The following is a 25,668-nucleotide window of genomic DNA, read 5'->3' as shown; positions in this document are numbered from 1 at the left end:
CGTAGGACGGTTAACACCTCTTCGCGTTGGCGATTTTGGTTGTCTGGTCGGAGGCGAGCCGGTTATCCGGCGGTCGCGCCCTGAAAAAGGGGCGCATTATGCAGACGTCAGAAGTCGCATGCCATAGCCTGCACCGCTTTTGTGAAAATTGAGCGTCGTTCAGCCCAGTTCGATGATCTCGTAGTCGTGGGTGATTTCAACGCCTGCGTTACCCAGCATGATCGACGCCGAGCAGTATTTCTCGGCGGACAGCTCGATCGCACGCTTGACCTGCGTCTCTTTCAGGCCGCGCCCTTTAACCACGAAATGCAAGTGGATCTTGGTGAACACCTTGGGATCTTCGTTGGCGCGCTCGGCTTCCAGAAACGCCTCGCAGCTTTCGATCGGCTGACGGGCTTTCTTGAGGATACTGACCACGTCGTAGTTGCTGCAGCCACCCAGCCCAATCAGCACCATCTCCATCGGGCGAACACCGAGGTTGCGACCGCCACTTTCCGGAGGGCCATCCATCACAACCACATGGCCGCTGCCGGACTCACCGAGGAACATCGCCTCACCCGCCCATTGAATACGTGCCTTCATCACCGGACTCCAATGCTTGAAAAATGGCGGCCAGCTTAGCACAGGGCCCTAAAGTCGCTGAGAGGACCGGGTGTGTCCGAAAACGACGGAAATGTAGGATTTGTCTGAAAAAATGGCTAAATGCCGCTCTTGAGCTGCGTCAAATCGGAAACACTGCCGATACCTCTAGGAATGCCTAAGGGCGCAGTTTTTTACGGGATACAGCCATGCTCGCCGTGCCGCCTACGAACAAGATGAAAATCGCCGACAAACTGCTGCCGCACGCCCAGCGGCGACGATGCCCGGCGAAGACCAACATCCTCTGCGCAGGCGAAGAATCGGACTCGCTGTACCTGATCATCAAAGGCTCGGTGACGATCCTGATCGAAGACAACGAAGGCCGCGAGATGATCGTGGCCTACCTCAATACCGGGGATTTCTTCGGCGAACTGGGGCTATTTGAGCAGACGGCCGCCAGCGCACACCGAAGTGCCTGGGTGCGCGCCAAAACCGAATGTGAAGTGGCCGAGCTCAGCTACGCCAAGTTTCGCGAGCTCAGTTTGCATGATCCCGAATTGATGTACGCCATCGGTGCCCAGATCGCCGAGCGCCTGCGCAACACCACCCGCAAGGTCGGCGATCTGGCCTTTCTGGACGTTACTGGCCGCGTGGCCCGCAGCCTGCTCGATCTATGCAAACAGCCTGACGCGATGACCCATCCGGATGGCATGCAGATCAAGATCACCCGCCAGGAGATTGGCCGTATCGTGGGGTGTTCGCGAGAGATGGTCGGGCGCGTGCTGAAGGCACTGGAAGAGCAGAACCTGGTGCATGTCCGGGGCAAAACCATGGTGGTTTTCGGCACCCGTTAACAGAGGACCGTTACGTACAGGTGAATCAGATCCCGGCCAGCAGACGTGTGTAGCGTTCGCTTAGGCGGTGCAGAAAATCCGGCGCGCCGAACAGCTCATGCAAAGCGATATGGCTTTCTGCTTTGCACCGTGGATCGAGTTCGCAGGTTTCATTGAAGCGATTGACCGCATTAACCATTTCGACGCGCTCGTCATCCAGCAGCATCGCGGCGTGGGCCAGCACCACCGGCCGCTTGCCACCCTGACTCTGGCGCCAGCGCTGCGCGGTACCGACCATCTTGCGAGCGTTGAGGTTGACGTTGAAGCGGCCATCGCAGAATGCACCTTCAACTTCGCCCAGAGAGGCAGCGCCCCCCAGCTCACCCAGCGTATCCAGGATCGGCTGACACAGGCGCATGTAAGCGTTTTCGATGCGATCGCGGTCCAGATCGGTGTCCGGCTGCACATACACAAGCGCCACATTGACCGTCGAAGGCGATTGCGGCACAGGCTCGCCACCACTTTCACGCAACAGCACCGGCCAGCCACTGTCGGCAAGCGTTTCGCTGGCTTCAGTGAAGCCGGGAAGACGGCTCAACCGCCGCGGCATGACCAACGCACGATCCGTAGGCCGCCAGAACAACAATCCGCTGTCGGCGTGGCCATCACACACCGACGCCAGCAGATCCTGCTCGGCCTTGAGGCCGACTTCAACGCAGGATTCCAAGAGCTGAAGGGTCATGCTGCCTCCTGACGCGAGTGGCGATGGCTTTCAGGCCTGAAAGATTGGATCAGTCCAGGCCGCCGGATTTGACCGCAGTGCCTTTCTCCGGGAAGAACAGCCGCTGCAATTCCACACCTGGCTTCTCGGCGCGCATGAACGCCTCGCCCACCAGAAAGGAATAAACGTCGCTGATTTCCATCAGCTCAACGTCGGCCCTGTGAGAAATGCCGCTTTCGGTGACGACCAGACGATCACGCGGAATACGTGGAAGCAGGTCGAGGGTGGTTTCCAGACTGACGTCGAACGTGTGCAGATTGCGGTTGTTGACGCCCACCAGCGGGGTGTCGAGGATTTTCAACGCCCGCTCAAGCTCGTCGCCATCGTGGACTTCAACCAGCACGTCGAGGCCGACACCTTTGGCAACGGAGGCCAGCTCGGCCATTTTCACATCGTCCAGTGCCGAAACGATCAGCAAAATGCAATCGGCGCCCAATGCCCGCGCCTCGACAATCTGGTACGGGTCGATCATGAAGTCCTTGCGTATCACCGGTAGCGAACACGCCGCCCGGGCTTGCTTCAAGTAATCATCAGAGCCCTGAAAGAAATCGATGTCCGTCAGCACAGAAAGGCACGTGGCTCCGCCCGCTTCGTAGCTATTGGCGATCTCTGCGGGCTGGAAGTTTTCGCGGATCACACCTTTGCTCGGCGAAGCTTTCTTGATCTCTGCGATGACGGCCGGCTGCTTGCGCTTGGCCTGGGCGATCATCGCTTTGGCGAACCCACGCGGCGCATCGGCTGCGGCGGCCAGCGCTTCCAATTCGGCCAAGCTGACACTGGCACGACGCGCAGCGACTTCCTCGACCTTTCGGGCCAGAATCTTTTGCAATACCGTCGGTACGCTCATGCTTCATTCTCCTGCTTGAATACCGCCGTAAAGGCACCGAGTTCTTCCAGCTTTTCGCGGGCCAGACCCGTGTGCAATGCGTCGTGGGCCAAAGCCACGCCTTCTTTCAATGATGACGCATGGTCAGCCGCGTAAAGCGCGGCGCCGGCATTGAGCACGATCATTTCAGCCGCTTTCTGCCCGTGCTCCGATTTACGCCGCCCCAGCGCGTCGCGAATCAATTCCAGCGACTGCGCCGGGCTCTCGACCACCAGACCGAACAGGCTCTGGCTTTTCATGCCGAGGTCTTCCGGCTGCACCCAGTATTCGTTTACTTCGCCGTTCTTGAGTTCCGCGACAAACGTCGGCGCGGCGATGCTGAATTCGTCCAGGCCATCCTGGGAGTGCACCACCAGCACATGTTTGCTGCCCATGCGCAGCAGCACTTCGGCCAAAGGCCGGCACAGCGCCTGACTGAACACGCCGACCACCTGATGCTTGACGCCGGCCGGGTTGGTCAGTGGACCGAGCATATTGAACAGGGTCCGCAGGCCCAGTTCCTTGCGTGGTCCGGCGGCGTGTTTCATTGCGCCGTGATGGGTTTGCGCGAACATGAAGCCGATGCCGACGCTGTCGATGCAGCGCGCCACTTGCACCGGAGTCAAGTTCAGGTAAACGCCTGCGGCCTCCAGTAAATCGGCGCTGCCGCTCTTGCCGGAGACCGCGCGATTACCGTGCTTGGCGACTGTGCAACCGGCCGCCGCGATCACGAAGGAGGCCGCGGTCGATACGTTGAAAATGTTCGCGCCATCGCCACCGGTACCGACGATGTCGACTACGCCGTCGAGGGTTTTGAGCTGAACCTGATCCGCCAACTCGCGCATCACAGACACCGCACCGACGATCTCGTCGATGCTTTCGCTCTTCATGCGCATGCCCATCAGGAATGCGCCGATCTGTGCCTGGGTGCACTGACCGGTCATGATTTCGCGCATGACGTCGCGCATTTCATCGGTGCTCAGGTCCAGTTGATTCACAACCCGGCCCAGCGCCGTTTTGATATCCATTGCCATGTCGAAGTGCCCTTAACCCTGACGGGTGCCGCCGGTCTGCTTGAGGAAGTTGGCGAACAGCTCGTGGCCCTGCTCGGAAAGAATCGATTCAGGGTGAAACTGTACGCCCTCGACGTTAAGGGTTTTGTGACGCAGGCCCATGATTTCATCAACGGAGCCGTCTTCGCGCTGGGTCCAGGCGGTCAATTCGAGACATTCAGGAAGGGTCTCGCGCTTGACCACCAGCGAGTGATAGCGGGTCACGGTCAGCGGATGCTTCAGGCCTTCGAACACGCCTTTGTCTTCGTGGATCAGCTCGCTGGTCTTGCCGTGCATGACCTGGCGCGCACGCACCACGTCGCCGCCAAACGCCTGGCCAATCGACTGATGACCCAGGCAGACGCCGAGCACAGGCAGCTTGCCGGCAAAGTGCTTGATCACGTCAATGGACACGCCCGCCTCGTTCGGCGTGCACGGGCCGGGGGAAACGACGATGCGCTCAGGGTTCAGGGCTTCGATTTCGGCGACGGTCATTTCGTCGTTGCGAATCACCTTGACGTCGGCACCCAGTTCGCCCAGGTACTGCACGACGTTGTAGGTGAAGGAGTCGTAGTTATCGATCATCAGCAGCATGGTGCTTAACCTTTTGAATTACTGACTTCTAACGTGGCCTTCTGTTTTCGGACCGCAGTTGCCCGCAGAGGTGTCGCAGGAAGGGTTCCGGCGAGGCACTGCAAAACCGAGGCATCAGAAGGCATATCAATACAGATCCGGCGGGGCCGGCGGGGGACATAGTCAGGCGCGCCAACGCCAGCGGGCGTGGCCCTTGATAACGCGCATCAAGAAGCTGCTGACAATCGACACAGGAAAGGTCTCGTTCATACGTTGCCGCACAGTAGCGTACCGCCGCAGGGCGTGCAATATCGCAGTGCCCGGATGGCGCGACCCAGAGGCCGACTGGCAGGAACTGGGCGCCTGCAAGATGCAGATCGCAGCTTGAAGGCCAGTACAGAATATTTGCCGTGAATGCCACGGCATCGTGGGCGATTTGTGTCGCTGCTGCTACCTTCTCGTACAGCACTGAAAACAATAAGGGATGCCCCCATGCTCAAAGCCACACTGCGCTGGCCGTTCGCGGCTTGCCTGCTCTCGCTCGCCTGCTCCTCGGCCCTGGCCGCCTCTTCCCCCTATTCAACGATGATCGTGTTTGGCGACAGCCTGGCCGACGCCGGGCAATTCCCCGATGCGGGCGGACCACCCGGCGCCACCTTGCGCTTCACCAACCGCACCGGCCCGACGTACCTGAACGGGAGCGGTGAGGCATTCGGTCTGAACTCATCGACGTTGCTGGGCGGAATGCTTGGCGTGGCGCCCGGAGACTTGCAGGCATCCACCTCCCCCGTTCGCGCGGCGCAAGGGTTGGCGGATGGTAATAATTGGGCCGTGGGCGGCGACCGGACGGATCAGATCCTCGCGGCGATCACCACCCAATCCCGGATTGCCAACACCGATGCCACCACTGGCGTCACGACAGTGTTCCGGACGCGACCCGGCTATCTGGTTGAAAACAGCTCGCGGGCTGACCCCAACGCCCTTTACTACCTGACCGGGGGCGGCAATGACTTCCTTCAGGGCCGGGTGCTGAGCGCGGGACAGGCCGTCAACGCGGCGAACAACCTGGCCAACGGCGCGCAAATCCTGTCCCAGGCCGGGGCGCGTTACATCATGGTCTGGCTGCTGCCTGACATCGGCCGCACGCCTGCTGTATTCGGCACGCCATTGCAGGTGCCGTCGACGTTGCTGAGCGGGGTGTTCAACCAGCAGTTGGTCAATCGGCTGGGGCAAATCGATGCCGAGATCATTCCGCTCAATGTGCCGGGGCTCATACGCGATGTACTGACCGAGCCGGCGCGCTACGGGTTGGCGGCCGATCAGAACCTGGTCGGCACCTGTTTCAACGGCAACAACTGCACCGCCAATAGCGTTTACGGGATTGGCGGCCTGACGCCTGATCCGACCAAACTGCTGTTCAATGACGGCGTGCACCCGACCGTCGCGGGTCAGCGCCTGATCGCCGACTACGGGTATTCGATTTTGTCCGCACCGTGGGAAATTACCCTGCTGCCGGAAATGGCCAACGGTACGTTGCGCGCGCAGCAGGATGAACTGCGCAGTCAGTGGCTGGCGGACTGGGGCAACTGGCAGAACGTTGGTGAATGGCGGGCCATCGTCGCCGGTGGCGGTCAGAAAATGGATTTCGACGCGCAAGGCAATTCCGCCAGCGGCGACGGTCATGGCTACAACCTCACGGTGGGCGGCAGCTATCGCTTCGCTGAAGACTGGAGAGCGGGCCTGGTTGCGGGCGCATACCGGCAAACCCTCGAAGCCGGGGCCAAGGATTCGGACTACAAACTCAATAGCTACATCGCGACCGCGTTCGTGCAGTATCAGGCACAACACTGGTGGGCAGACCTGGCGGCCTCGGGCGGAAAACTCGACTACGACAACCTCAAGCGCAAGTTCGCGCTGGGCAGCAGCGAAGGCGCGGAGAAAGGCGACACCAAAGGCGATCTGTGGGCAGTGAGTGGGCGCGTGGGCTTCGATCTGGCCGAGCAGAGCAGTCGCTGGCATTTCTCGCCGTTCATCAGCGCCGACTATTCCCATGTCGACGTCGATGGCTATTCGGAGAACAGTGCTCGCGCGACCGCACTCAACTACGACGACCAGACGCGCAAGTCGAAGCGGCTCGGCGCGGGGCTGCAAGGCAAGTTCGACGTCACGCCGCAGACTCAACTGTTTGGCGAAGTGGCCCATGAGCGTGAGTTCGAGACTGATCAGCAGGACGTGACCATCGCGCTGAATAGCGTGCCGGGCGTGGACTTTGACCTGAAAGGCTATGACCCCCAGCGCAGCTTGAATCGCGCCAGTGTGGGCCTGAGCCAGAAGCTGGCGCCCGACCTGACGCTGCGTGCGGGCTACAACTGGCGCAAGAATGATGACGTGACGCAGCAAGGGTTGAACCTGGCGGTGAGTCTGGATTTCTGACGCCATGGTCCTGTAGGAGCGCCGGGGTGGCGCTCCACCTTGCTCGCGATTACGTCCGTGTAGACGCTGCAAGTGTTGTCGGGTAAATGGTGATCGCGAGCAAGCTCACTCCTACAAGTGGTTTGTATCGGCCACAAAAAAACGGCGCCCCTGGCGCCGTTTTCATGTGCAGACCAACCATCAAGCTTCGGGCGTCTGCTGCGCCAGGGCCACGGCGCGGAACATCGCGCGGCGCTTGTTGAGGGTTTCTTCCCACTCCAGCGCTGGCACAGAATCCGCAACGATGCCGCCACCGGCCTGCACGTGCAGCTCACCGTTTTTGATCACGGCGGTGCGGATGGCAATCGCGGTATCCATGTTGCCGTTCCAGGCAAAGTAGCCCACTGCGCCGCCGTACACACCACGCTTGACCGGCTCCAGCTCGTCGATGATTTCCATCGCACGAATCTTCGGCGCGCCCGACAACGTGCCCGCCGGCAAGATAGCCCGCAGCGCATCCATCGCCGTCAGGCCGTTCTTCAGCTGACCAGTGACGTTCGACACGATGTGCATGACGTTCGAATAACGCTCGATGACCATCTTCTCGGTGAGCTTCACCGAGCCGACTTCCGAAACGCGCCCCGTGTCGTTGCGCCCCAGATCGATGAGCATCAGGTGCTCGGCGATCTCTTTGTCGTCGGACAGCAAGTCGACTTCCAGCGCGTAATCCTCTTCCTCGGTAGCGCCGCGAGGACGCGTCCCGGCAATCGGCCGTACGGTGATCAGATTGTCTTCGACCCGCACCAGCACTTCCGGGGAACTGCCGACGACGTGGAAGTCGCCGAAGTTGAAGAAGTACATGTAGGGCGTCGGATTGAAACACCGCAGCGCGCGATACAGATCGATCGGCGCGGCCTTGAAGTCGATGGACATGCGCTGCGACGGCACGACCTGCATGCAGTCGCCGGCGAGGATGTATTCCTTGATCGTGTCGACGGCTTTTTCATAATCCGACTGGGTGAAGCTGGAACGGAACACGGGGTCGGCCGCCTGCGGACGGGTCAGGTCCAGACCACGACGGGGCGTGATCGGCTGACGCAGTTTTTCCATCAGCACTTCGAGTCGGGCCAGGCCACCTTCATAGGCTTCAGACTGAGCCGGATCAACCAGCACAATCGCGTGCATCTTGCCGGCCAGGTTATCGAACACCACGACGGCATCGGACACCATCAGCAAAATATCCGGCACGCCCAGCGGATCGGGATTCGGGCATGCGCCCAGACGCGGCTCTACATAACGCACGCAGTCATAACCGAAATAGCCCACCAGACCGCCGTTGAAGCGTGGCAGACCGGCGATGGTCGGAACGTTGTAGCGGGCCTTGAAAGTCTCGACGAAGTCCAGCGGGTCTTCGGCTTCGAGGCGCTCGATCTCGACGCCGTCGTGGGTCACGCTGACGGTGTGGTCATGCACGCGCATGACCGTGCGGCACGGCAGGCCGATGATCGAATACCGCCCCCACTTCTCCCCGCCCTGCACCGACTCAAGCAGGTAAGAGTTGGGCTCGTCAGCGAGCTTCAGATAGATCGACAGCGGGGTATCGAAGTCGGCCAGGGTTTCGTAGGCAAGGGGGATGCGGTTGTAGCCTTCAGCGGCCAAACGCAGGAATTCTTCGCGGGTCATATCAGCCTCGTGGTCTGAGGGAAAACGGTCAGGGATGCAAACGCGCCGGGGCTCCGGCCAGATTCAAGTCAGGCGCGCCAACGCCAGCGGGCCAGGGCCTTGATGACTTTCATCCAGAGTTTGCGAGTGACCACCACGATGGATTCTCTAAAGGAGGGAGACTTGATGTCGGGCAACGTTATCTCAGCGCCCTGCGCTAAGCAACCGGCAGAACTGCCCGGAATCAGCATGCGCAAATCGTCGATGACCAGTGCCGGCGACTCTTCCGCGATCGGGCGGCCGTGGTTATAGCCGTAACTCAATGCCACACAGGCGACACCCGCCGCTTTCGCCGCCAGCACGTCGTTGCGCGAGTCACCCACGAACAGTGACTGCGAGCCCGGTACGCCGGCCATTTTCATGACGAAGAACAGCGCCGCCGGATCGGGCTTCTGCTGCGGCAGCGTGTCGCCACCCACGATCCAGCGAAAGAACCGGCCGAGCTTGAGGTCATCCAGCAAGGGCGCGACAAAGCGTTCCGGCTTGTTGGTGATCAGCGCCATCTCGATGCCCATCTTCTGCAGCCACTTCAGGGTTTCGCGCACGCCGGGGTAGACCTTGGTCAGGGCGTGGCTGCCGCTGTAGGCCTCCATGAAAATCGCCAGCGCAGCCTCGGTGGACTCTTCATCGACGGCGGTGTGATCCATGCCGTTCGCCAACGCGCGGCGTACCAGCACGCGCACCCCGTTGCCGATCCAGTCACGGACCCGCTCGATACCCGCCGGCGGCCGGCCGAACTGGATCAGGGTCTTGTCCACCGCTGCTGCCAGATCCGGCACCGAGTCGATCAGTGTGCCGTCGAGGTCGAACATGATCAGCCTGGGCAGACGGCCCGGAAACAGCTGCTCGAAGCCGCTGTTCAACGGGCCAACGCCAGTTCTGCGTGCATCTTCGCAATGACTTCGCGGTAATCAGGCGCATTGAAAATGGCCGAGCCTGCGACGAAGGTGTCGGCACCGGCTGCGGCGATCTCGCGGATGTTGTTGACGTTGACACCGCCGTCGATCTCCAGACGGATGTCGCGACCGGATGCGTCAATGAGTGCGCGGGCTTCACGCAGCTTGTTGATCGTACCGGGGATGAATTTCTGACCGCCGAAGCCCGGGTTGACGCTCATGAGCAGGATCATGTCGACCTTGTCCATGACGTATTCGAGCAGGTTCAGCGGAGTCGCCGGGTTGAACACCAGACCCGCCTTGCAGCCCCCTTCTCGGATCAGTTGCAGGGAACGGTCGATGTGCTGGGTCGCTTCCGGGTGGAAGGTGATGTAGGTGGCCCCGGCTTCGATGAAGTCGCCGATGATGCGATCCACCGGGCTGACCATCAGATGAACATCGATGGGCGCGGTGATGCCGTATTTGCGCAATGCCGCGCAGACCATCGGTCCGATCGTCAGATTGGGGACGTAGTGGTTGTCCATAACGTCGAAGTGGACAATGTCGGCGCCAGCGGCCAGGACGTTGTCGACTTCCTCTCCCAGACGGGCGAAATCGGCGGACAGAATCGAAGGAGCAATAGCGAAGGGCTGCATGACGCACCTTTTATGAGCGAAATCACGGTGGCGCGCATTGTACTCCAAGAGTTTGAAACGTGCGTTGGGTCGCGTGCGAGTGCGCCGAGAGGCTTGATTAAGGGGGGCAAACAGCGCAAGGCCCGGTGCGACCGCATTGCGCACCGGGCCTTGGCTTGATTCAGCGATTCAGAATCGGCAACGCCATCTGATTGCTGAAACCCTTAAACAGTCTCGGCCAGCAGGCGAGGACGCGAGCTCAGGGCATAACGGGCCAGACCGAAGCTCAACGCAGCGCCGATGATCAGCATGAAGAACGTGCCCCATGCTGCTTTGGAGACTTGCTTGGCCGCGACATCCGCCGCCTCACGGGCCTGTTGCTCGGCCTGCGCCTTCAGCTCTGCGACTTTCGCCGCTGCTTGCTGATAGGCCTGGGCATAGTTGTCGACGATCTGCTGCGCTTCCGCTTTGCTCTTGCCTGTGCGAGCGGCCACGATGTTAACCAGCGCGTCTTTGTCGGCGGCATTCAAGGCCGGTTCGCCCGCTTTCTGGACGCGATCGAACCATTGCTTCAACTGATCGCCGGCCTGGGCTGGATCGGTGGAGGCCTGCTCTGCAGTCTGCTTGGCATCGGCGCCAGCCACGTCGGCTTTCTGATCCAGCTTTGAAGGATCCAGCTCTGGCTTGCCGGACTGCTTCAAGGTGGTGTCAAGCTGCGATTTCAGGCTGTCCCAATCCAGGCTGATGCCGTTTTTATCCAGCTGCTGCTTAATGCTCTGGCCTACACCCGGTGCGGCAGCAGCCACGCCATCGGCCGCCAGAGAAAGACCCTTGCCGGCGATGTTGCCGGCAGTGCCGACCAGCGATCCGGCCAGCGACGCGAGGAGCCAGGTGGTCAGCAACGTGCTGACCGTCCAGCTCAACAGACCATGCAGACCGCCACGGTCCGGCGCGGTACGGCCCGACACCCAGGCACCGGCGGCAATGGCCACCAACGTACTGATGAACAACCAGGCGCCGGCGCCCCTGCCGAAACCGCTCAGCGGGTTGCCTTGGGCCATCGGGTCCAGGGCGCCAGCACCGATTGCCGTGCCAAGTACGCTCAGCACCAGATACGTCACCAGCGTGATTGCTGCACCGGCAAACACCGATCCCCAAGACACACGGAATGGCGAAGCGCTGCCCAGGACAGCAGATGTTGCGTAGGTCGAAGCCATGAAAATTTCCTCTGGTGCAGGGGATGCAGATCAAGCGTGCAGCCGAGGTATCAGTGCAAATGCACCACCTGCGTTGATGAGGGCGAGCCCGCGTGGGGCAGGCGCACCGCGTCTTAGGCGACGTGGAACCAGTTTGATCAGCCCGTGGAGGTCTGTGATGGCGCATTTGCACCGCTTCGTCTGGTGCATTCGCACCGACCCTCGCGGACACGGCTGCACTAAGCTGCAGCACTAAGCTTTTGCCAGCCGGTCGGATAGCGTGGAGCGCCCGGCTGACCGAAGCCCGACCGCATTAAGACGTCAGGAGAGCAAGCATGTCAGAGGCCATCCTCGCCAGAGAAACCAACCGCCGCCAGTTGCAGCAGATCATCTCGGGGCTGTCGGACGGGGTAATTCTGGTGGAGGTCGATCAGACCATCATCTGGGCCAACGAAGCGGCGCTGCTGATGCACGGGGTCGAGGAGATCAGCGAACTGGGCGCCAACGGCGAGGCCTATCGGGAGAAGTTCTCCCTGCGTTATCGCAACAACCATCCGTTGGACGTTGATCAATATCCGATCAGCCGTGTGTCGGCAGGCGAGGTGTTCAGCGATGTGCTCATCGAGGTCAGCAAGATCGGTGAAGGTGAAGAAGACGAGCGCAGCTGGGTGCATCGCGTTCGCAGCATGGTGCTCGAAGACAGCACTGGCACACCTGAATCCCTGGTGCTGATTCTGGCCGACGCCACGGAATGGGCCGGCGCCGAGCAGCGTTTCGAAAAGACCTTCAACGCCAACCCTGCTCCCGCGGTGATCTGCCGCCTGAGCGACCTGCGCTTCATCAAGGTCAATCAGGGCTTTCTGGAAATGACCGGGCACTCGAGGGAGAACGTTATCGGCCGCTCTGTGTACGAGGTGGACGTGCTTGAGAACGCCGAGCGCAAGGACCTCGCCATCGAGCGCCTGAACCAGGGCGCGACCATTCCGCAGATGCAGGCCGAGCTGAAGCTACCGGAGGGCGGCACCAAACTGGTCATCGTCGCCGGGCAGCCGCTGGACATGAACGAAGAAGATTGCATGCTGTTTTCGTTCACCGACCTTGAGCCCAGACGCAAGGCCGAGACCGCCCTGCGCCAGAGCGAAGAGCGGTTTGCCAAGGCATTCAAGCTGACACCGGTGCCGACATTGGTGTGCACGGCGGACCGGCAGCAGATCGTCGAAGCCAACGAAGCGTTCTTCAACACCTTGGGTTACACGCCCCAGGAGCTGATCGGCCGGACCGTTGCCGAGCTGGGTTTCATCGAAGATGGCGCGGTGATGGACGAGCTGTTCAACGTTCTGGAAACCACCGGGCGTGTTGAAGGGCTGGATCTGAAGGTCCGCAAGAAAGGCAGCGAGTCGATGGATTGCGTGCTGGCCGCTGACACCGTGACGATTCAGGACAATGCCTGTTATCTGTTCGTGCTGATGGACATCACCGAGCGCAAGCGATCCGAGCTTGAGCTGGTCGAGGCCATCGAGACGGTGATGCAGGACGCCTCGTGGTTCAGCCAGACGCTGATCGAAAAGCTGGCCAATGCCAAGCGGGTCAACACCCGTCATCTGCCCAGCGCCTCATTCACAGACCTGACCGCTCGCGAGCGGGATGTCCTGGGGTTGATCTGTGAAGGGCTGGCGGACAAGGAGATTGCGGCGCGGTTGAACCTGGCGCTCAACACCATTCGCAACCACGTCGCGACGGTGTATTCCAAGCTCGACGTGCACAGCCGGGCGGAAGCCATCGTCTGGGCGAGGGAGCGGAACCTGTTCGCCAATCAGGGCAAAAGCAAACGCTGAGTGATGCAAATGCGCCAGTGCGTCTGGTGCATAGTCACCTTCAGCAGGTGACGCCAGGGCTCTACGCTATGGGTGTGGCTGACCCGTTTGGATCAGCGAGATATTCATCACCGATAATCACTTCCTGGAGTCAAGACATGAAAACCGAACAAGTGAAAGGCGTACTGGAGCAGGCAGCCGGCAAGGCCCAAGACGTCTTCGGCAACCTGACTGGTGACGAGCGTACGCAAATGGAAGGCAAAGCGCGGCAAGCGGCGGGTGAATTGCAGGAACGTTACGGCGATCTGCTGGACGAAGTGGCGACCTTCACCCAGCAACGGCCGCGCACCACATTGATGGTCCTCGCCGGCCTGACGCTGACCGTCGGCTGGTTGCTGGCTCGTCGTCGCGGTTGAAGCATGTCGTTGCGAATCTGGCAGAGATGATCAGCGCTTGAGCAAACGCCATCGCGGGCAAGCGCGCTCCTACACGTGATCACGGCAGCTCACCGATGGTTGGATCACCCCGAAACTGTAGGAGCGCGCTTGCCCGCGAAGAGGCACTTACCGGCAATACATCTGCGCGCCGACTGACCGATCAATATGCCGCGCGGTAGATTCTCTCGATTTCGGCAGCGGTCAGTTTCCGTGGATTGTTGCGCATCAGCCGCTCGATCTTGCTGGCCTCCTCGGCCATCGCGGGAATGGCGTCTTCAGGCACGTTGAAGCTGCGCAGGCCGGACGGGATTTCCACCGCGGCGCACAAGTCGGCCATGGCTTTCACCGCCAGGTCGGCGGCGTCCTTGTCGCTCAAGTGCGCGACGCGTACGCCCATTGCGTCGGCGATGTCGCGCATCCGCTCGACGCAAGCCAGCTTGTTCCACTCCATCACATACGGCAGCAACAGCGCGTTGCTGACGCCGTGGGCAATGTTGAAACGCCCGCCTAACGGATACGCCAGCGCATGCACCGCGCCAACCCCGGCATTACCGAATGCCATGCCGGCCATGAGGCTGGCGGTGGCCATGTCTTCTCGCGCTTGCAGGCTGGACGGATTGGCGTAGGCCTTGGGCAGCGCCTTGACGATCAGCTTGATGGCACCCAGGGCGATGGCGTCGGTGATCGGCGAAGCATTCACTGATAGATAGGCTTCGATGGCGTGCACCAGCGCGTCGACTCCGCTAGCCGCCGTGACGCTGCGCGGACAGGTCAGGGTCATCAAGGGGCTGACCAGCGCGACGTCGGGCAACAGGTAATCGCTGACAATGCCTTTTTTCAGTTGTGCCTGATTATCTGAAAAGATCGCCACGTTGGTGACCTCCGATCCCGTGCCAGCGGTGGTCGGGATGGCAATCAGCGGAGGGCCTTTGCGCTTGACCAGATCAACCCCGAACAACTCGGTCAGCGGCCCTTCGTGATTGGCGAACGCCGCGACGCCCTTGGCGATGTCGATGGCACTGCCGCCGCCGACAGCGATCAGGCCGTCGTGACCGCCCTCACGGTAAGCCCGGGTGCAGTCCTCGACGATAGAGATTTCCGGCTCGGGTTTGACCTGATCAAACAGGCCATAACGACGACCGCCCAATTGCGCCAGCGCGAGATCGACGGTCCCGGATTTGACCAGTATCGCGTCGGTAACGATCAGCGGGTTTTGCACGTTGAGCCGGGTCAGCTCGGTGGACAACTGCTCAATCGCGGCGGGGCCAGTGATCAGTTTGTTGGCGATCTTGAAAGCAGAAACACTCATCGGGCTCGTCCTTTACATTGTTGTTGGAGCCGTGGCTCTTTTACAAGGCAGGGTCAGCATGTGTTGAGTGAAACATAGACCGGATCGCGGAATGCGTCAGTTTTGTGAAGTAGGAAGATTCGAATGTGTGCGCTATCAATTTTTCGGCGTGGCACCTGACGCCTTCCCGGCTAAAGCCGGTCCCACAAAGAGACTGCGGTGTGTCAGCAACACTCACTGGATGAACGCGCTGCTTTCAGTGGGACCGGCTTCAGCCGGGAAGAGGCCCTTGGGTGCGCTATCAATTTTGCGGCGTGGCACCTGACGCCTTCCCGGCTAAAGCCGGTCCCACTAAAAGCAGGCGGTGTGCCGAAGAGATCCGCTGGATGAACGCAGTGCATGTGTAGGACCGGCTTCAGCCGGGAAGAGGCCTGCGTGGACACCGTCCATTTTGCAGTGTGACGCAGGCCGCCTTCCCGGCTATAGCCGGTCCTACCATTCACGTTACAGCCAGTGCCCCAATGGGTGTTGATCACTCCACCGCCGTGCGCAGTTTCTCGCTGCGGCCGCGCAGCCATTCGAGCACCAGCAACAGCACCACCGAGAAGCCGATAAGCAAGGTCGCTGCGGCGGCAATCGTCGGGCTGAGGTTTTCGCGGATGCCGCTGAACATCTGCCGCGGCAAGGTCGCCTGGCCCGGGCCTGCGAGGAACAGCGTGACCACTACTTCATCGAACGAGGTCGCGAACGCAAACAGCGCTCCGGAGATCACGCCCGGCGCAATCAGCGGCAGGGTCACACGTCGAAACGCCGTCGTCGGCGAAGCGCCCAGACTCGCCGCTGCGCGCACCAGGTTGTAATTGAAACCCTGCAACGTGGCCGACACGGTGATGATCACAAACGGCACACCCAATACGGCGTGCACCAGGATCAGCGAGATGTAGCTGTTGCCCAGACCCAGTGGCGCAAAAAACAGATAGCTCGCCACCCCGACAATCACCACCGGCACCACCATCGGCGAAATCACCAGCGCCATCACCAGCGCCTTGCCGGGGAAGTTGCTGCGGGTCAGACCGATTGCCGCCAACGTCCCGAAACCCATGGCGAGCACCGTGGCAGCCGGCGCGACGATCAGGCTGTTCTTCAGCGCGCGCATCCACTCCGCCGAGCCGAAAAAGTCCTGATACCAGTGCAGCGAAAAGCCCTGCAGCGGGTAGACCAGAAAACTCCCGGAGTTGAACGACAGCGGCACGATCACCAGCACCGGCAACACCAGGAACAGCAGAATCAACCCGCACAGCGTGCGCAGGGTGTAATGCCAGACCCGCTCGATGGGCGAGGAATAAGGGCTCAACATAGTCGTTCTCCTCAGCTCAGACGCAGGCGGCTGGCGCCGACCAGCCAGTTATAGATCAGGTACAGCACGACGGTCGCCAGCAGCAACAAACCGCCCAGCGCCGTCGCCATGCCCCAGTTGATGCTGGTGTTGGTGTAGAACGCCACGAAATAGCTGACCATCTGATCGTTAGGGCTGCCGAGCAGCGCCGGGGTGATGTAGTAGCCGATGGCGAGGATGAACACCAACAGACAGCCCGCGCCCACACCGGCGTAGGTCTGCGGAAAATACACGCGCCAGAAACTAGCGAAAGGGTTGCAGCCCAGGGAGATAGCGGCGCGCATGTAGGTCGGCGAGATGCCTTTCATCACGCTGTAGATAGGCAGGATCATGAACGGCAGCATGATGTGCACCATCGAGATGTAAACGCCCACCCGGTTGAACACCAATTCCAGCGGCTTATCGATAATGCCCATGGCCATCAGCGCGCCATTGATCAGGCCGCTCGATTGCAGCAACACGATCCAGGCGGCGACTCGCACCAGGATCGATGTCCAGAACGGCAGCAGGACCAGAATCATCAACAGGTTGCTCTGCCGTGCAGGCAGGTTGGCCAACAGATACGCCAGCGGATAGGCCAGCAGCAGGCAGATCACAGTGATCACCAGGCCCATCCAGAAGGTGCGGGCAAAGATGTCGATGTAAATCGCCTGATCGGGTGTCGCGGGCGCCACTTCACCGAGGTCATCGATGCGATGGTCGACAGCGGCCAGCAAATAATAGGGAGTGAAGCTTGAGGTGTTGCGGCGGATGGCCTGCCAATACGCGGGATCGCCCCAGCGTTCATCAATGGCTTCCAGCGCTTCCTTATAAGACGCCGGCTCTTCCTTGAATGGCATGGCGCGGGCGGTTTTCGCCAACAGGCTGCGGTAGCCCGCCAACTCCTGGTTCAAGCGTTTGGACAGATCGCCCAGCGTCTGATTCTTGCGCGCTTCGGCCAAATCCTGGCTCGCGGCTTTGTACACCGCGTCCGGCGGCAGCCCCTTGCCGTCCCATTTCGCCACTTCCACCACAGTGAGCGGCATGCCACCCACCACTTCCGGGTTACTGACGCTTTTGTAGAGCAACGCCGCAATCGGCACGAGAAACACCAGCAGCAGGAAGATCACCAATGGCGCGATCAACGCCTGAGCCTTCCAGCGATTGACGCGCTCGGCACGGGCCAGGCGTTGCTTCAGGGTCGGGCTGGCGCCTTCAGTCAGGGGCACGGCGGTGGCCATAGTGAACTCCGAAATCTCTCAACAAAGAGCGCGTCCCCTGCCCTGCTTTCAGCCAGTTCAGACGACGCACCCGGATCTAACTCACAACGAAGCGCTTACAGGGCTGCGATCTTATTTAGCCGCCCAGGAGTTAAAGCGCTGTTCCAGCGACTCACCGAAGTCGGCCCAGAATTTCACGTCGATCTGCACCTGATCCTTGATGTTCTCAGGAGTGGTCGGCATGTTTTTCAGGGTGTCAGCGCTCAACAACGGGACCGCGCCCGTGTTGGCCGGGCCGTAAGCGATGTTTTCGGAGTAGGTCTTCTGCTGCTCTGGCTTGAGGGAGTAAGCGATGAACTTCTTCGCTTCTTCAGCGTTTTTCGCCCCCTTCGGAATGGCCCATGCGTCGAAGTCATACACACCGCCGGTCCAGACCACTTTCAGGTTGCTCTCTTTCTGCACGGCTGCGATGCGACCGTTGTAGGCCGAGCTCATCACGACGTCGCCCGATTGCAGATACTGCGGAGGCTGTGCGCCCGCTTCCCACCACTGAATGCTAGGCTTGAGCTTGTCGAGCATCTTGAAGGCGCGGTCCTGGCCTTCCTTGGTCCCCAGCACTTTGTAGACGTCTTTCGGGGCAACGCCGTCGGCCATCAATGCGAATTCCAAGGTGTATTTGGCGCCCTTGCGCAGGCCACGCTTGCCCGGGAATTTCTCGGTGTCCCAGAAATCAGCCCAACCGGTCGGTGCGGATTTCAGCTTGTCGGCGTTGTAGGCCAGCACGGTGGACCAGACGAAAAAGCCCACGCCGCACTCAGAAATTGCGCCCTTTACGTAGTTGTCTTTGTTGCCGAGATCGACCGACGCCAGCGACTCGAACATGTCTTCGTCACAGCCTCGGGACAGCTCCGGCGATTCCACTTCCACCAGATCCCAGGTCACGCTTTTGGTGTCGACCATGGCTTTGACCTTGGCCATTTCACCGTTGTATTCGCCCGCGATGATCTTGCCGTTGCCTGCTTTTTCCCACGGCGCATAGAAGGCTTTTTCCTGGGCCGCCTTGTTCGCGCCGCCGAAGGAAATGACCGTCAGGTCCGCTGCCATGGCTTGCGCGGCGCACATCATGCCGACCGATAAGGCGGTGAGCTTCAATGTCTTGAGCATCAGTTTTTCTCTCCACGAACAATGTTGGTTAAGCGATGGGGCGATTTGGCTCGCCTCTGGGTTCTTCGGTTGACGCGTCACGCGGGTGTATCAATGTGCATCCAGCAACGGGTCCAGCGCGCGGGCGTGCTCGACCTGCCATCCAATGGGCACTACATCGCCAACGCTCAGCGCCGGATCCAGCTCGGCGATGGGCTGCTTGACGAAGAAATCGGTTTTCCCGGCCACTTCCAGACGCACCCGCACGTGGTCGCCCAAGTAGATGAATTCGGCAACGCGACCGGAGAAGCGATTGACGCAACTCTCGCTGCGGCCGTTGAGGTTCACGCGTTCGGGACGAATCGACAGCGTGACCGGGCTGCCGGTGGCACCGATATTGATCGCCAGCGCTTCGACTTTCTCGCCGCGCGCCAGGCCGACCACGCATCGATCGCCGCTCTGGCTGAGCAAGGTGCCGCTGATGCGGTTGTTCTCGCCGATGAAGTTGGCAACGAAGGTGTTTTTCGGCTCTTCATAAAGGGTGCGCGGTGGGGCGATCTGCTGGATCTCGCCCTGATGGAACACCGCGACGCGGTCCGACATGGTCAGCGCTTCGCCCTGATCGTGGGTGACGTAGACGACGGTCACGCCCAGGCGCTGATGCAGATGCTTGATTTCCATCTGCATGTGTTCGCGCAGTTGTTTGTCGAGCGCCCCGAGGGGTTCGTCCATCAGCACCAGCTGCGGTTCGAACACCAGCGCCCGGGCCAGCGCGACACGTTGTTGCTGACCACCCGACAACTGCGCGGGGTAACGATGGGCGAAGGTGCCGAGCTGCACCATGTCGAGGGCGCGTTTGACCTTTTCGGCGACGTCGGTCTTGCTCATGCCGCGCACCGACAGCGGGAACGCGAGGTTTTCAGCGACGGTCATGTGCGGGAACAGCGCGTAGTTCTGGAACACCATGCCGATGTCGCGCTTGTGCGGCGGCACGTTGTTGATCGAACGTCCGGCCAGCAGGATCTCCCCCGCAGTGGGCGTCTCGAAGCCGGCGAGCATCATCAGGCTGGTGGTCTTGCCGGAGCCGGACGGCCCGAGCAGGGTGAGGAATTCGCCTTTGCAAATATCCAGGTTGAGGTCTTTGACGATCAGGGCTTCGCCGTCATAGCTCTTTTGCACACCGCGAAAGCTGACCAGAACATCACTCGCCCCAGCGCTTGAATCGACGTTGCTCATTGCCCACACCTTTGTTTGATCCACCGTAGGGATCAAGCCTAGATGAGCCTGAAGGCCGCGCAAATCGGGGCGTGAGAGAGAATGGCCTAGGTGGGGTGGAAAGTTTAGGGTAGGAATTGCCCTACAGGGATGGCGGGGATAGGTATGACTTATCCGAGGGATTTTGTTGCCTTCACTGACGCTTTCGCGAGCAAGCTCACTCCTACAGGGGATTGCGGTCAGTCTGCAGGAGCGCGCTTGCCCGCGAAGGCGTCAGCGAAAGCGTTGGGAGAGGTCGTTTTCAGACCTCTGATATCAAACCAACTTGTGCTCCATCGCATACTTGACCAGCTCGGCCAGCGAATTGATTTTCAGCTTCTGCATCAGGCGCGCCTTGTGGGTACTGATGGTTTTGCTGCTCAGCGCCAGCTGCTGGGCGATGTCGTTGACGTTGGCGCCCTGGGCCAGGCGCTCGAACACTGAAAACTCGCGCTCTGACAACAATGAGTGCAAAGGCCGGCTGTCCGTCAGACCGACTTCAAACACCATGCGATCGGCCAGTTCCGGGTCGATATAACGCCCGCCCGCGGCCACTCGCCGGATCGCCGTCAGCAGCAACGCGGGGTCACTGTCTTTGGTCGCGTAACCGGCGGCGCCGATCTTCAACGCCCGTGCGGCCATTTGCGCCTCGTCGTGCATCGACAGCACCAGAATCGCAGGCGGATTGTTCAGCGCGCGGATTCGCGGGATCGCCTCCAGGCCGTTGACCCCCGGCATGGAAATATCCAGCAGCACGACCTCGCACGGGATGTGGCGCAACACCTCCAGCAACTGCTCGCCATTGCTGGCCTCCCCGACCACTTGCAGATCCTTCGCCAGGCCGATCAGCTGTTTGATGCCCTCGCGGACAATCGTGTGGTCTTCGGCAACCAATACGCGAATCAATGCACGTGCTCCTCAGCGACCGGGTCCAGCGGAATGTGGATGCGCAAGGTTGTGCCTTCTCCGGGCAAGGTGTCCAGATGCAATTGCCCGCCCATTATGAGAACCCGCTCGCGCATGCCCACCAGCCCGAACGACGCCGGACGTTCGGCGCGCAGATCGAAGCCCTTGCCGTCATCGGCGATGCGCATGCACAGCACGCCGTCGCTCAGCGTCAGGCTCAGCTCGACCGTGTGCGCCTCGGCGTGGCGCATGACGTTGGTCAGTGACTCCTGAAGGATGCGGAACAGTCCGATGGCCGTGGCGTCCGGCAGGCTGGGCAGGTTCTCTGGCACCTGCACCAGGCAAGGGATGTGCGTACGCGCTTCGAAGCGCCGGGCCTGCCATTCGATGGCCGAGGCGATGCCTGCATCGAGAATCGGTGGCCGCAACGCAGTCGCCACGTCCCGCACCAACTGGAACAACTGCGCGATCAGGCGCTTCATGCTGTTCAATCGATCACGCAGGCCAGGGTCGAGATCGGCGTAGGCCAGTTCGCACATGGAGGTTTCCAGCTTGAGCACGGTCAGCATCTGACCCAGCTCGTCGTGAACTTCCCGGGCGATTCGAGCCTTTTCTTCTTCGCGCACGGTTTCCAGGTGGGCCGAGAGCTCGCGCAACTGCTCGGCCAGCACCTGCAAGCGCGCCTCGCTCTCCTGCAGCGCGGCGAGGGATCGACGCCGCTCGGTCACGTCGTTGATGAACACCACCAGATACTCGGCATCACGAAAGCGCAGGAAGCTCAGCGACACATCGGCAGGGAGGTTGCTGCCATCGGCGCGCACGCAATTGCTTTCGTAGTTCTGCGGTCCTTCCTCGCTGGAGCGCGCGGTTTTCCACAGATTGAGCCAGCGATCCATGTTCAGCCCGGGCTCGAAATCAATCAGCGGCCGGTCCACCACTCCACCGGGCGCATAACCCAGCATGTCCTCGGCGGCCTGATTGGCGTAGCGCACATGGCTGTCCCAATTGACCCAGAGAATGCCGACGGTGCTCTGATCGATGGAGAACTGCGCCAACCTCAATGCCTCTTCGCCGGCCAGGCGCCTGGCAATATCGTCTCGCGCAGCGAGCAGCTGTTTCTCCAGTTGCTGCTGTTGTTTGCGCTGCCAGTAAACAATCGCCGCGCTGGCAAGGAGCAGGACCAACAGCAGCAGCGCGATGTTCTTCCACAGCCCCGGCGACTCACTCATCTGCGGGTATTTGGGCTGCAGCCACTGCGTATGCAACTGTTCGAGATCCCGGGCCGGAATGGCGGTTAATGCCTGGCTGATAATCTCGGCGAGCTGCGGCGTGTCCCGTCGGGAAGCCACGCGCAGCAACTGCGGGAAGCCGATGTCCCCGACTACGGCGAGCCCGGCAAACTCGGCCTCGCGGGACAAACGGCTGAGCTGCGCCTCATCGATGACGGCGTATCGCGCTTGTTGACTGAGCAACAGCTGCAAAGCCTGACGTTCCAGCGGCACGCCTTGCAGATTGAGGTGAGTGTAATTGCTGCGCAGGTAGTCAGCCGTGGTGCTGGGCATGCGCACTGCAACGCGCACCTGACTGTCGAGCTTTTCCAGATCCACCGCGCCGGCGCCGTCACGTTCGCCGACGATCAGTTGCGGCACGCGCATGTACGGATCGGAATACAGCCACAAACGCAAGCCGGCGGGCGTCTGGGTCAGGCCCGGCGCGAAGTCGATCTGGCCGTCGGCAAGGGCTTTTTCGAGTTCGGCCTGATCGGCATAACTGCGCCACAGCAGCTCCACCTGAAGGGTCTTTGCCATGAGATTGATGAGGTCGACGTTCGCGCCGGACAACTGCTGCGCCCGACGATCAAGCTGGGCGTAAGGCGTTTGAAGGACGAGCCCGACGCGCAACTGCCCGCGCTGGGTCAGCCAGTCCCGCTGCTCGCGGCTCAAGGGGTCCGCCTGCGTAGGCGAGGCGGAGGCATAGTGCGACATCGGCAACACGATCAGCATCAGGCCGATCAAGACCGCGCGGCTGTCGCCGATAACCCGAAGGCACAGCGCACGGATTCTCAAACTGTCGTCTCCATTTCCCTGAATCCCATGCCGATCATGCTCTGTGCCTGTCGCTCGCTGAGGCGCGGTGATTGCCTGGCCTGACAAACAGCCGTCAACCCATTAGTCTGCCGGAATTGTTTCCGGCCTTTGGAATATTCGATGTCCTACACCCTTCGCGCACTATTTCCTGCGCTGTGCCTGACGCTGATACTACCTTGCTCGCCGCTCGTCATGGCCGCGGACCCGGCGGCGGATAAAGACGCAAAGCCGGCTGAAGCGCCGGTCGAGCGGGCCGCACTGCCGTCGCGCACTGAAGAAGACACGCTGGCGCTGGAACGTCAGGTGCCGCAAGCGGAGCAACAGCAGTTGCAGGCGGGCGACGAGACGTTTCTGGCGTTGTGGAAACCGGCGAACGTCGACGCGCCCAAAGGCGCGGTGATCATCGTTCCGGGCGCCGATGAGTCAGCAGATTGGCCGACTGCGGTAGCGCCGCTGCGTCGCAAGTTGCCGGACGTCGGGTGGTCCAGCCTCAGCCTGAGCATGCCGGACGCCCACAATGACGGTGTTTTTGCCCGCGTGGTGGAGGCCCCGGCCGCCGCGAGTGCTGGCGACAAAGCCAAGGACGTAGCGGTAAAAGCGCCTGATCCTGCGGCCACCGCTGAAGCCGAAGCTGCGGCCGCCGCCGAACAGGCCGCAGCCCAGGCCGAGATGGCCAAGGCCAGCGCCGAAAAAATCTTCGCCCGGATCGACAGCGCCGTGGCGTTCGCCCAGCAGAACAAGGCCCGCAGCATCGTCCTCCTCGGCCACGGCAGCGGCGCTTATTGGGCGGCGCGTTACATGAGCGAGCGGCCCTCGCCGGCCGTTCAACGCCTGGTAATGGTTACGGCCGTGGACACCGGCAAGGAAACGCCGTCGCTGATGGAGCTGCTGCCCACGCTGAAAGTCCCGACGGCAGACTTCGTCAACAAGGACCGTTCGGTGCCGCGTCAGCAGGCACAAGATCGCATGGACGCCAGCAAACGAAATAAAAACGCTCGATTTACCCAAGTGGCGTTGAGTGCGATTCCGGGCAATCCGGCGATGGAGCAGGATCAACTGTTTCGTCGCGTTCGGGGTTGGTTGGAGGGGGACGCAGCGAAGTAACCGTTACCGCCTTTGACGCTGCCCGCACGCCGGGCAGCCTCCAAAACCAGGGCGTCAGCGAAACCCTCGCCGATCGCGAATCACACCATAGGCGTGGTGCAGCTCGCGGGTTTTCTCGGTGGCGGCACGAACCTGTATCTGATTGGCGCCACTGCCGGCGATTTTGTCCGGGTGGTGCCGACTCAGCAATCGACGGTAGGCGCGCTTGATCTGCGCAGGTTCCGCATCCGCTTTCACGCCCAGCAAACGCAGCGCGTCCTGATACTCGCCGCCACTGCTGGCGGGAGCGCCCCGCGAACGCTGCTCGTCTTCCGTCGATGACAACCCTTCGACTTTGCCCGCAGGCCAGCCCAGCCATTTGCCCCACAGCACAATCAATTCGCGCTCGGTGCGCGACGCTCTGCCATCCGCCCACGCCATGCGCCAACACGCACGCAACAAACCTTCTGCCGCATGGGGTTGGTTTTTCAGGCGCGTAAGGTGGACGCGCAAATTATCGCGCCCGTCCTTGCCCCGATTGAACGCCTGAATCGCCCGCCGTTGCGCCGACTCGCTGAGGTCCAGTCGGCGCATTTCAACGCGCGCCTGCTGGATATGCCCGTCGACCACCCGACCCTCGCTCTTCGCCAGACGGCCCAGCAGCATGAAGATAAGCTCGTCATCGCGCGGCACGGTGCGGCCATTGGCACGCTCGCGCATCTCGGCCCAGCTGCGGAAATGCAGCCGCCGATCAAGCGCCTGTCCCAGAAGCGCGCCGAGCATGGCACCTGGAATGCTGGCAATCAGATACCCGACGCCACCGCCGACTACCGTGAATGGCCACAACATCTAAGGCTTCACCGCAAGCATCTGCTCGACTTCTGCCAGGCGCTCATGGGTACCGACATCCACCCAGCGACCGGCAAAACGTTCGCCGGTCACCAGGCCTTTCGCCATGGAGTCACGTAATAGTGGGGCCAGCTTGAACGCGCCCCCGGTGCAGCCCGCGAAGAGTTGCGGGTGCAGCACCGCGATACCGCTGTAGGTCAGGCGCGGCTGAGCCGCGTCGTCATGCACCTGCCCGTCAACCAGCGCGAAATCGCCGCCGGGGTGATGCAGCGGATTGTCGACCAGCACCAGATGGGCAAGCCCCTTGAGCGGTTTCATCAATGAGCTGAAATCGAAGTCGACCCAAATATCACCGTTGACGACCAGAAAGGGCTCGTCACCCAGCAGTGACAGGGCACGAAAGATCCCGCCGCCCGTCTCCAGCGGCTCGCCCTCAGGCGAATAGCGGATATTCAGGCCCCACGGGCGACCGTCGCCCAGATGATCCTCGATCTGCTGACCCAACCACGCATGGTTGATCACAACGTCTTCAACGCCAGCCGATTTGATCGCGCGCAGGTGATATTCAATCAGTGGAACGCCGCCGGCACACACCAGCGGTTTGGGCGTGTGCAGGGTCAGCGGGCGCAGACGCTCGCCTTTGCCCGCTGCCAGAATCATCGCTTTCATGCGGCCCTCATCAAGACAAT

The 25,668-nt window shown here is 61.2% G+C and carries 23 protein-coding genes; 5 read left to right on the top strand and 18 right to left on the bottom strand.

Going from position 1 to position 25,668, the window contains the following annotated elements; all coding sequences use genetic code 11:
* Positions 1-159: 159 nt before the first annotated feature.
* A complete protein-coding gene (locus tag BMY98_RS07960; protein WP_037019202.1) occupies positions 160-582 on the bottom strand; it encodes an OsmC family protein in 423 nt (140 codons plus the stop codon).
* A gap of 206 nt (positions 583-788) precedes the next feature.
* On the opposite strand from BMY98_RS07960, the gene crp reads away from it, so the two are divergent.
* Positions 789-1,433 carry a cAMP-activated global transcriptional regulator CRP gene (gene crp / locus BMY98_RS07955; RefSeq protein WP_074887047.1) on the top strand — a complete coding sequence of 215 codons (645 nt, stop codon included), beginning with the start codon at positions 789-791 and terminating at the stop codon, positions 1,431-1,433.
* A 25-nt stretch (positions 1,434-1,458) separates the two neighbouring features.
* Here crp and BMY98_RS07950 read toward each other — a convergent pair whose 3' ends face one another.
* Genes BMY98_RS07950 through BMY98_RS07935 form a run of 4 tightly spaced genes read right to left on the bottom strand, consistent with a single transcriptional unit; the run spans position 1,459 to position 4,704 of the window.
* Entirely contained in the window at positions 1,459-2,154 is a 696-nt protein-coding gene (locus BMY98_RS07950) for a lipoate--protein ligase family protein (protein WP_074887046.1), read from the bottom strand.
* A 49-nt stretch (positions 2,155-2,203) separates the two neighbouring features.
* On the bottom strand, positions 2,204-3,040 hold the full coding sequence (gene trpC, locus BMY98_RS07945; protein ID WP_074887045.1) for an indole-3-glycerol phosphate synthase TrpC: 837 nt from the start codon (positions 3,038-3,040) through the stop codon (positions 2,204-2,206).
* Positions 3,037-4,086, bottom strand: coding sequence for an anthranilate phosphoribosyltransferase (gene trpD, locus BMY98_RS07940; RefSeq protein WP_074887101.1), 1,050 nt, complete (start codon positions 4,084-4,086; stop codon positions 3,037-3,039). Before trpD ends, trpC begins: the two co-directional genes overlap by 4 nt.
* Before the next feature lie 18 nt (positions 4,087-4,104).
* The gene (locus BMY98_RS07935) at positions 4,105-4,704 is read right to left on the bottom strand and encodes an aminodeoxychorismate/anthranilate synthase component II (protein WP_074887043.1); all 600 of its coding nucleotides are present in this window, start codon (positions 4,702-4,704) and stop codon (positions 4,105-4,107) included.
* A gap of 471 nt (positions 4,705-5,175) precedes the next feature.
* Between BMY98_RS07935 and estP the strand changes: the two genes are divergently transcribed.
* Entirely contained in the window at positions 5,176-7,116 is a 1,941-nt protein-coding gene (gene estP, locus BMY98_RS07930; RefSeq protein ID WP_074887041.1) for an esterase EstP, read from the top strand.
* A gap of 180 nt (positions 7,117-7,296) precedes the next feature.
* On the opposite strand, the gene trpE is transcribed toward estP, so the two are convergent.
* From trpE to BMY98_RS07910, 4 genes are all read right to left on the bottom strand, one after another.
* Positions 7,297-8,778 (bottom strand): anthranilate synthase component I, encoded by a 1,482-nt coding sequence (trpE, locus tag BMY98_RS07925; RefSeq protein WP_074887039.1) that lies wholly within the window; start codon positions 8,776-8,778, stop codon positions 7,297-7,299.
* Between the two features lie 68 nt (positions 8,779-8,846).
* Positions 8,847-9,629: a phosphoglycolate phosphatase gene (locus tag BMY98_RS07920; RefSeq protein WP_074887099.1), complete on the bottom strand. Its 783-nt coding sequence runs from the start codon at positions 9,627-9,629 to the stop codon at positions 8,847-8,849.
* Positions 9,630-9,676: 47 nt separating this feature from the next.
* Positions 9,677-10,348 (bottom strand): ribulose-phosphate 3-epimerase, encoded by a 672-nt coding sequence (gene rpe, locus BMY98_RS07915; RefSeq protein WP_074887036.1) that lies wholly within the window; start codon positions 10,346-10,348, stop codon positions 9,677-9,679.
* Positions 10,349-10,551: 203 nt separating this feature from the next.
* Positions 10,552-11,544, bottom strand: coding sequence for a hypothetical protein (locus BMY98_RS07910; RefSeq protein WP_074887033.1), 993 nt, complete (start codon positions 11,542-11,544; stop codon positions 10,552-10,554).
* Positions 11,545-11,858: 314 nt separating this feature from the next.
* On the opposite strand from BMY98_RS07910, the gene BMY98_RS07905 reads away from it, so the two are divergent.
* Both BMY98_RS07905 and BMY98_RS07900 read left to right on the top strand, forming a co-directional pair.
* Positions 11,859-13,358, top strand: a complete 1,500-nt coding sequence (locus BMY98_RS07905) for a helix-turn-helix transcriptional regulator (RefSeq protein ID WP_074887026.1) — start codon at positions 11,859-11,861, stop codon at positions 13,356-13,358.
* A gap of 137 nt (positions 13,359-13,495) precedes the next feature.
* Positions 13,496-13,753, top strand: coding sequence for a CsbD family protein (locus BMY98_RS07900; protein WP_074887024.1), 258 nt, complete (start codon positions 13,496-13,498; stop codon positions 13,751-13,753).
* 181 nt (positions 13,754-13,934) lie between these two features.
* On the opposite strand, the gene BMY98_RS07895 is transcribed toward BMY98_RS07900, so the two are convergent.
* The 7 genes from BMY98_RS07895 to BMY98_RS07865 all read right to left on the bottom strand — a co-directional run bounded on the left by BMY98_RS07895 (position 13,935) and on the right by BMY98_RS07865 (position 22,945).
* Positions 13,935-15,083, bottom strand: a complete 1,149-nt coding sequence (locus tag BMY98_RS07895) for an iron-containing alcohol dehydrogenase (RefSeq protein WP_074887017.1) — start codon at positions 15,081-15,083, stop codon at positions 13,935-13,937.
* A gap of 511 nt (positions 15,084-15,594) precedes the next feature.
* Positions 15,595-16,419 carry an ABC transporter permease gene (locus BMY98_RS07890; RefSeq protein WP_065991348.1) on the bottom strand — a complete coding sequence of 275 codons (825 nt, stop codon included), beginning with the start codon at positions 16,417-16,419 and terminating at the stop codon, positions 15,595-15,597.
* Between the two features lie 11 nt (positions 16,420-16,430).
* Positions 16,431-17,678: an ABC transporter permease gene (locus tag BMY98_RS07885; protein ID WP_074887014.1), complete on the bottom strand. Its 1,248-nt coding sequence runs from the start codon at positions 17,676-17,678 to the stop codon at positions 16,431-16,433.
* A gap of 111 nt (positions 17,679-17,789) precedes the next feature.
* Entirely contained in the window at positions 17,790-18,821 is a 1,032-nt protein-coding gene (locus BMY98_RS07880) for a polyamine ABC transporter substrate-binding protein (protein ID WP_074887011.1), read from the bottom strand.
* 90 nt (positions 18,822-18,911) lie between these two features.
* The gene (locus tag BMY98_RS07875; RefSeq protein ID WP_074887008.1) at positions 18,912-20,036 is read right to left on the bottom strand and encodes an ABC transporter ATP-binding protein; all 1,125 of its coding nucleotides are present in this window, start codon (positions 20,034-20,036) and stop codon (positions 18,912-18,914) included.
* A gap of 294 nt (positions 20,037-20,330) precedes the next feature.
* Positions 20,331-20,960: a response regulator gene (locus tag BMY98_RS07870; protein WP_074887006.1), complete on the bottom strand. Its 630-nt coding sequence runs from the start codon at positions 20,958-20,960 to the stop codon at positions 20,331-20,333.
* Positions 20,957-22,945 carry a PAS domain-containing sensor histidine kinase gene (locus tag BMY98_RS07865; RefSeq protein WP_425438851.1) on the bottom strand — a complete coding sequence of 663 codons (1,989 nt, stop codon included), beginning with the start codon at positions 22,943-22,945 and terminating at the stop codon, positions 20,957-20,959. The genes BMY98_RS07870 and BMY98_RS07865 overlap by 4 nt, the downstream gene beginning before the upstream one ends.
* Positions 22,946-23,167: 222 nt before the next feature.
* Here BMY98_RS07865 and BMY98_RS07860 point away from each other — a divergent pair, with 222 nt between their 5' ends.
* A complete protein-coding gene (locus BMY98_RS07860; RefSeq protein WP_074887003.1) occupies positions 23,168-24,151 on the top strand; it encodes an alpha/beta hydrolase family protein in 984 nt (327 codons plus the stop codon).
* Between the two features lie 54 nt (positions 24,152-24,205).
* On the opposite strand, the gene BMY98_RS07855 is transcribed toward BMY98_RS07860, so the two are convergent.
* Complete coding sequence (locus BMY98_RS07855) at positions 24,206-24,979, bottom strand: DnaJ domain-containing protein (protein ID WP_074886999.1); 774 nt, start codon at positions 24,977-24,979, stop codon at positions 24,206-24,208.
* Positions 24,980-25,648, bottom strand: a complete 669-nt coding sequence (gene murU, locus BMY98_RS07850; RefSeq protein WP_074886996.1) for an N-acetylmuramate alpha-1-phosphate uridylyltransferase MurU — start codon at positions 25,646-25,648, stop codon at positions 24,980-24,982. It abuts the gene before it with no gap.
* Between the last annotated feature and the right edge of the window lie 20 nt (positions 25,649-25,668).

The organism is Pseudomonas graminis (assembly GCF_900111735.1).
GTDB classification, from domain to species: domain Bacteria; phylum Pseudomonadota; class Gammaproteobacteria; order Pseudomonadales; family Pseudomonadaceae; genus Aquipseudomonas; species Aquipseudomonas graminis.
This window is presented reverse-complemented; position numbering and strand designations above follow the sequence as displayed.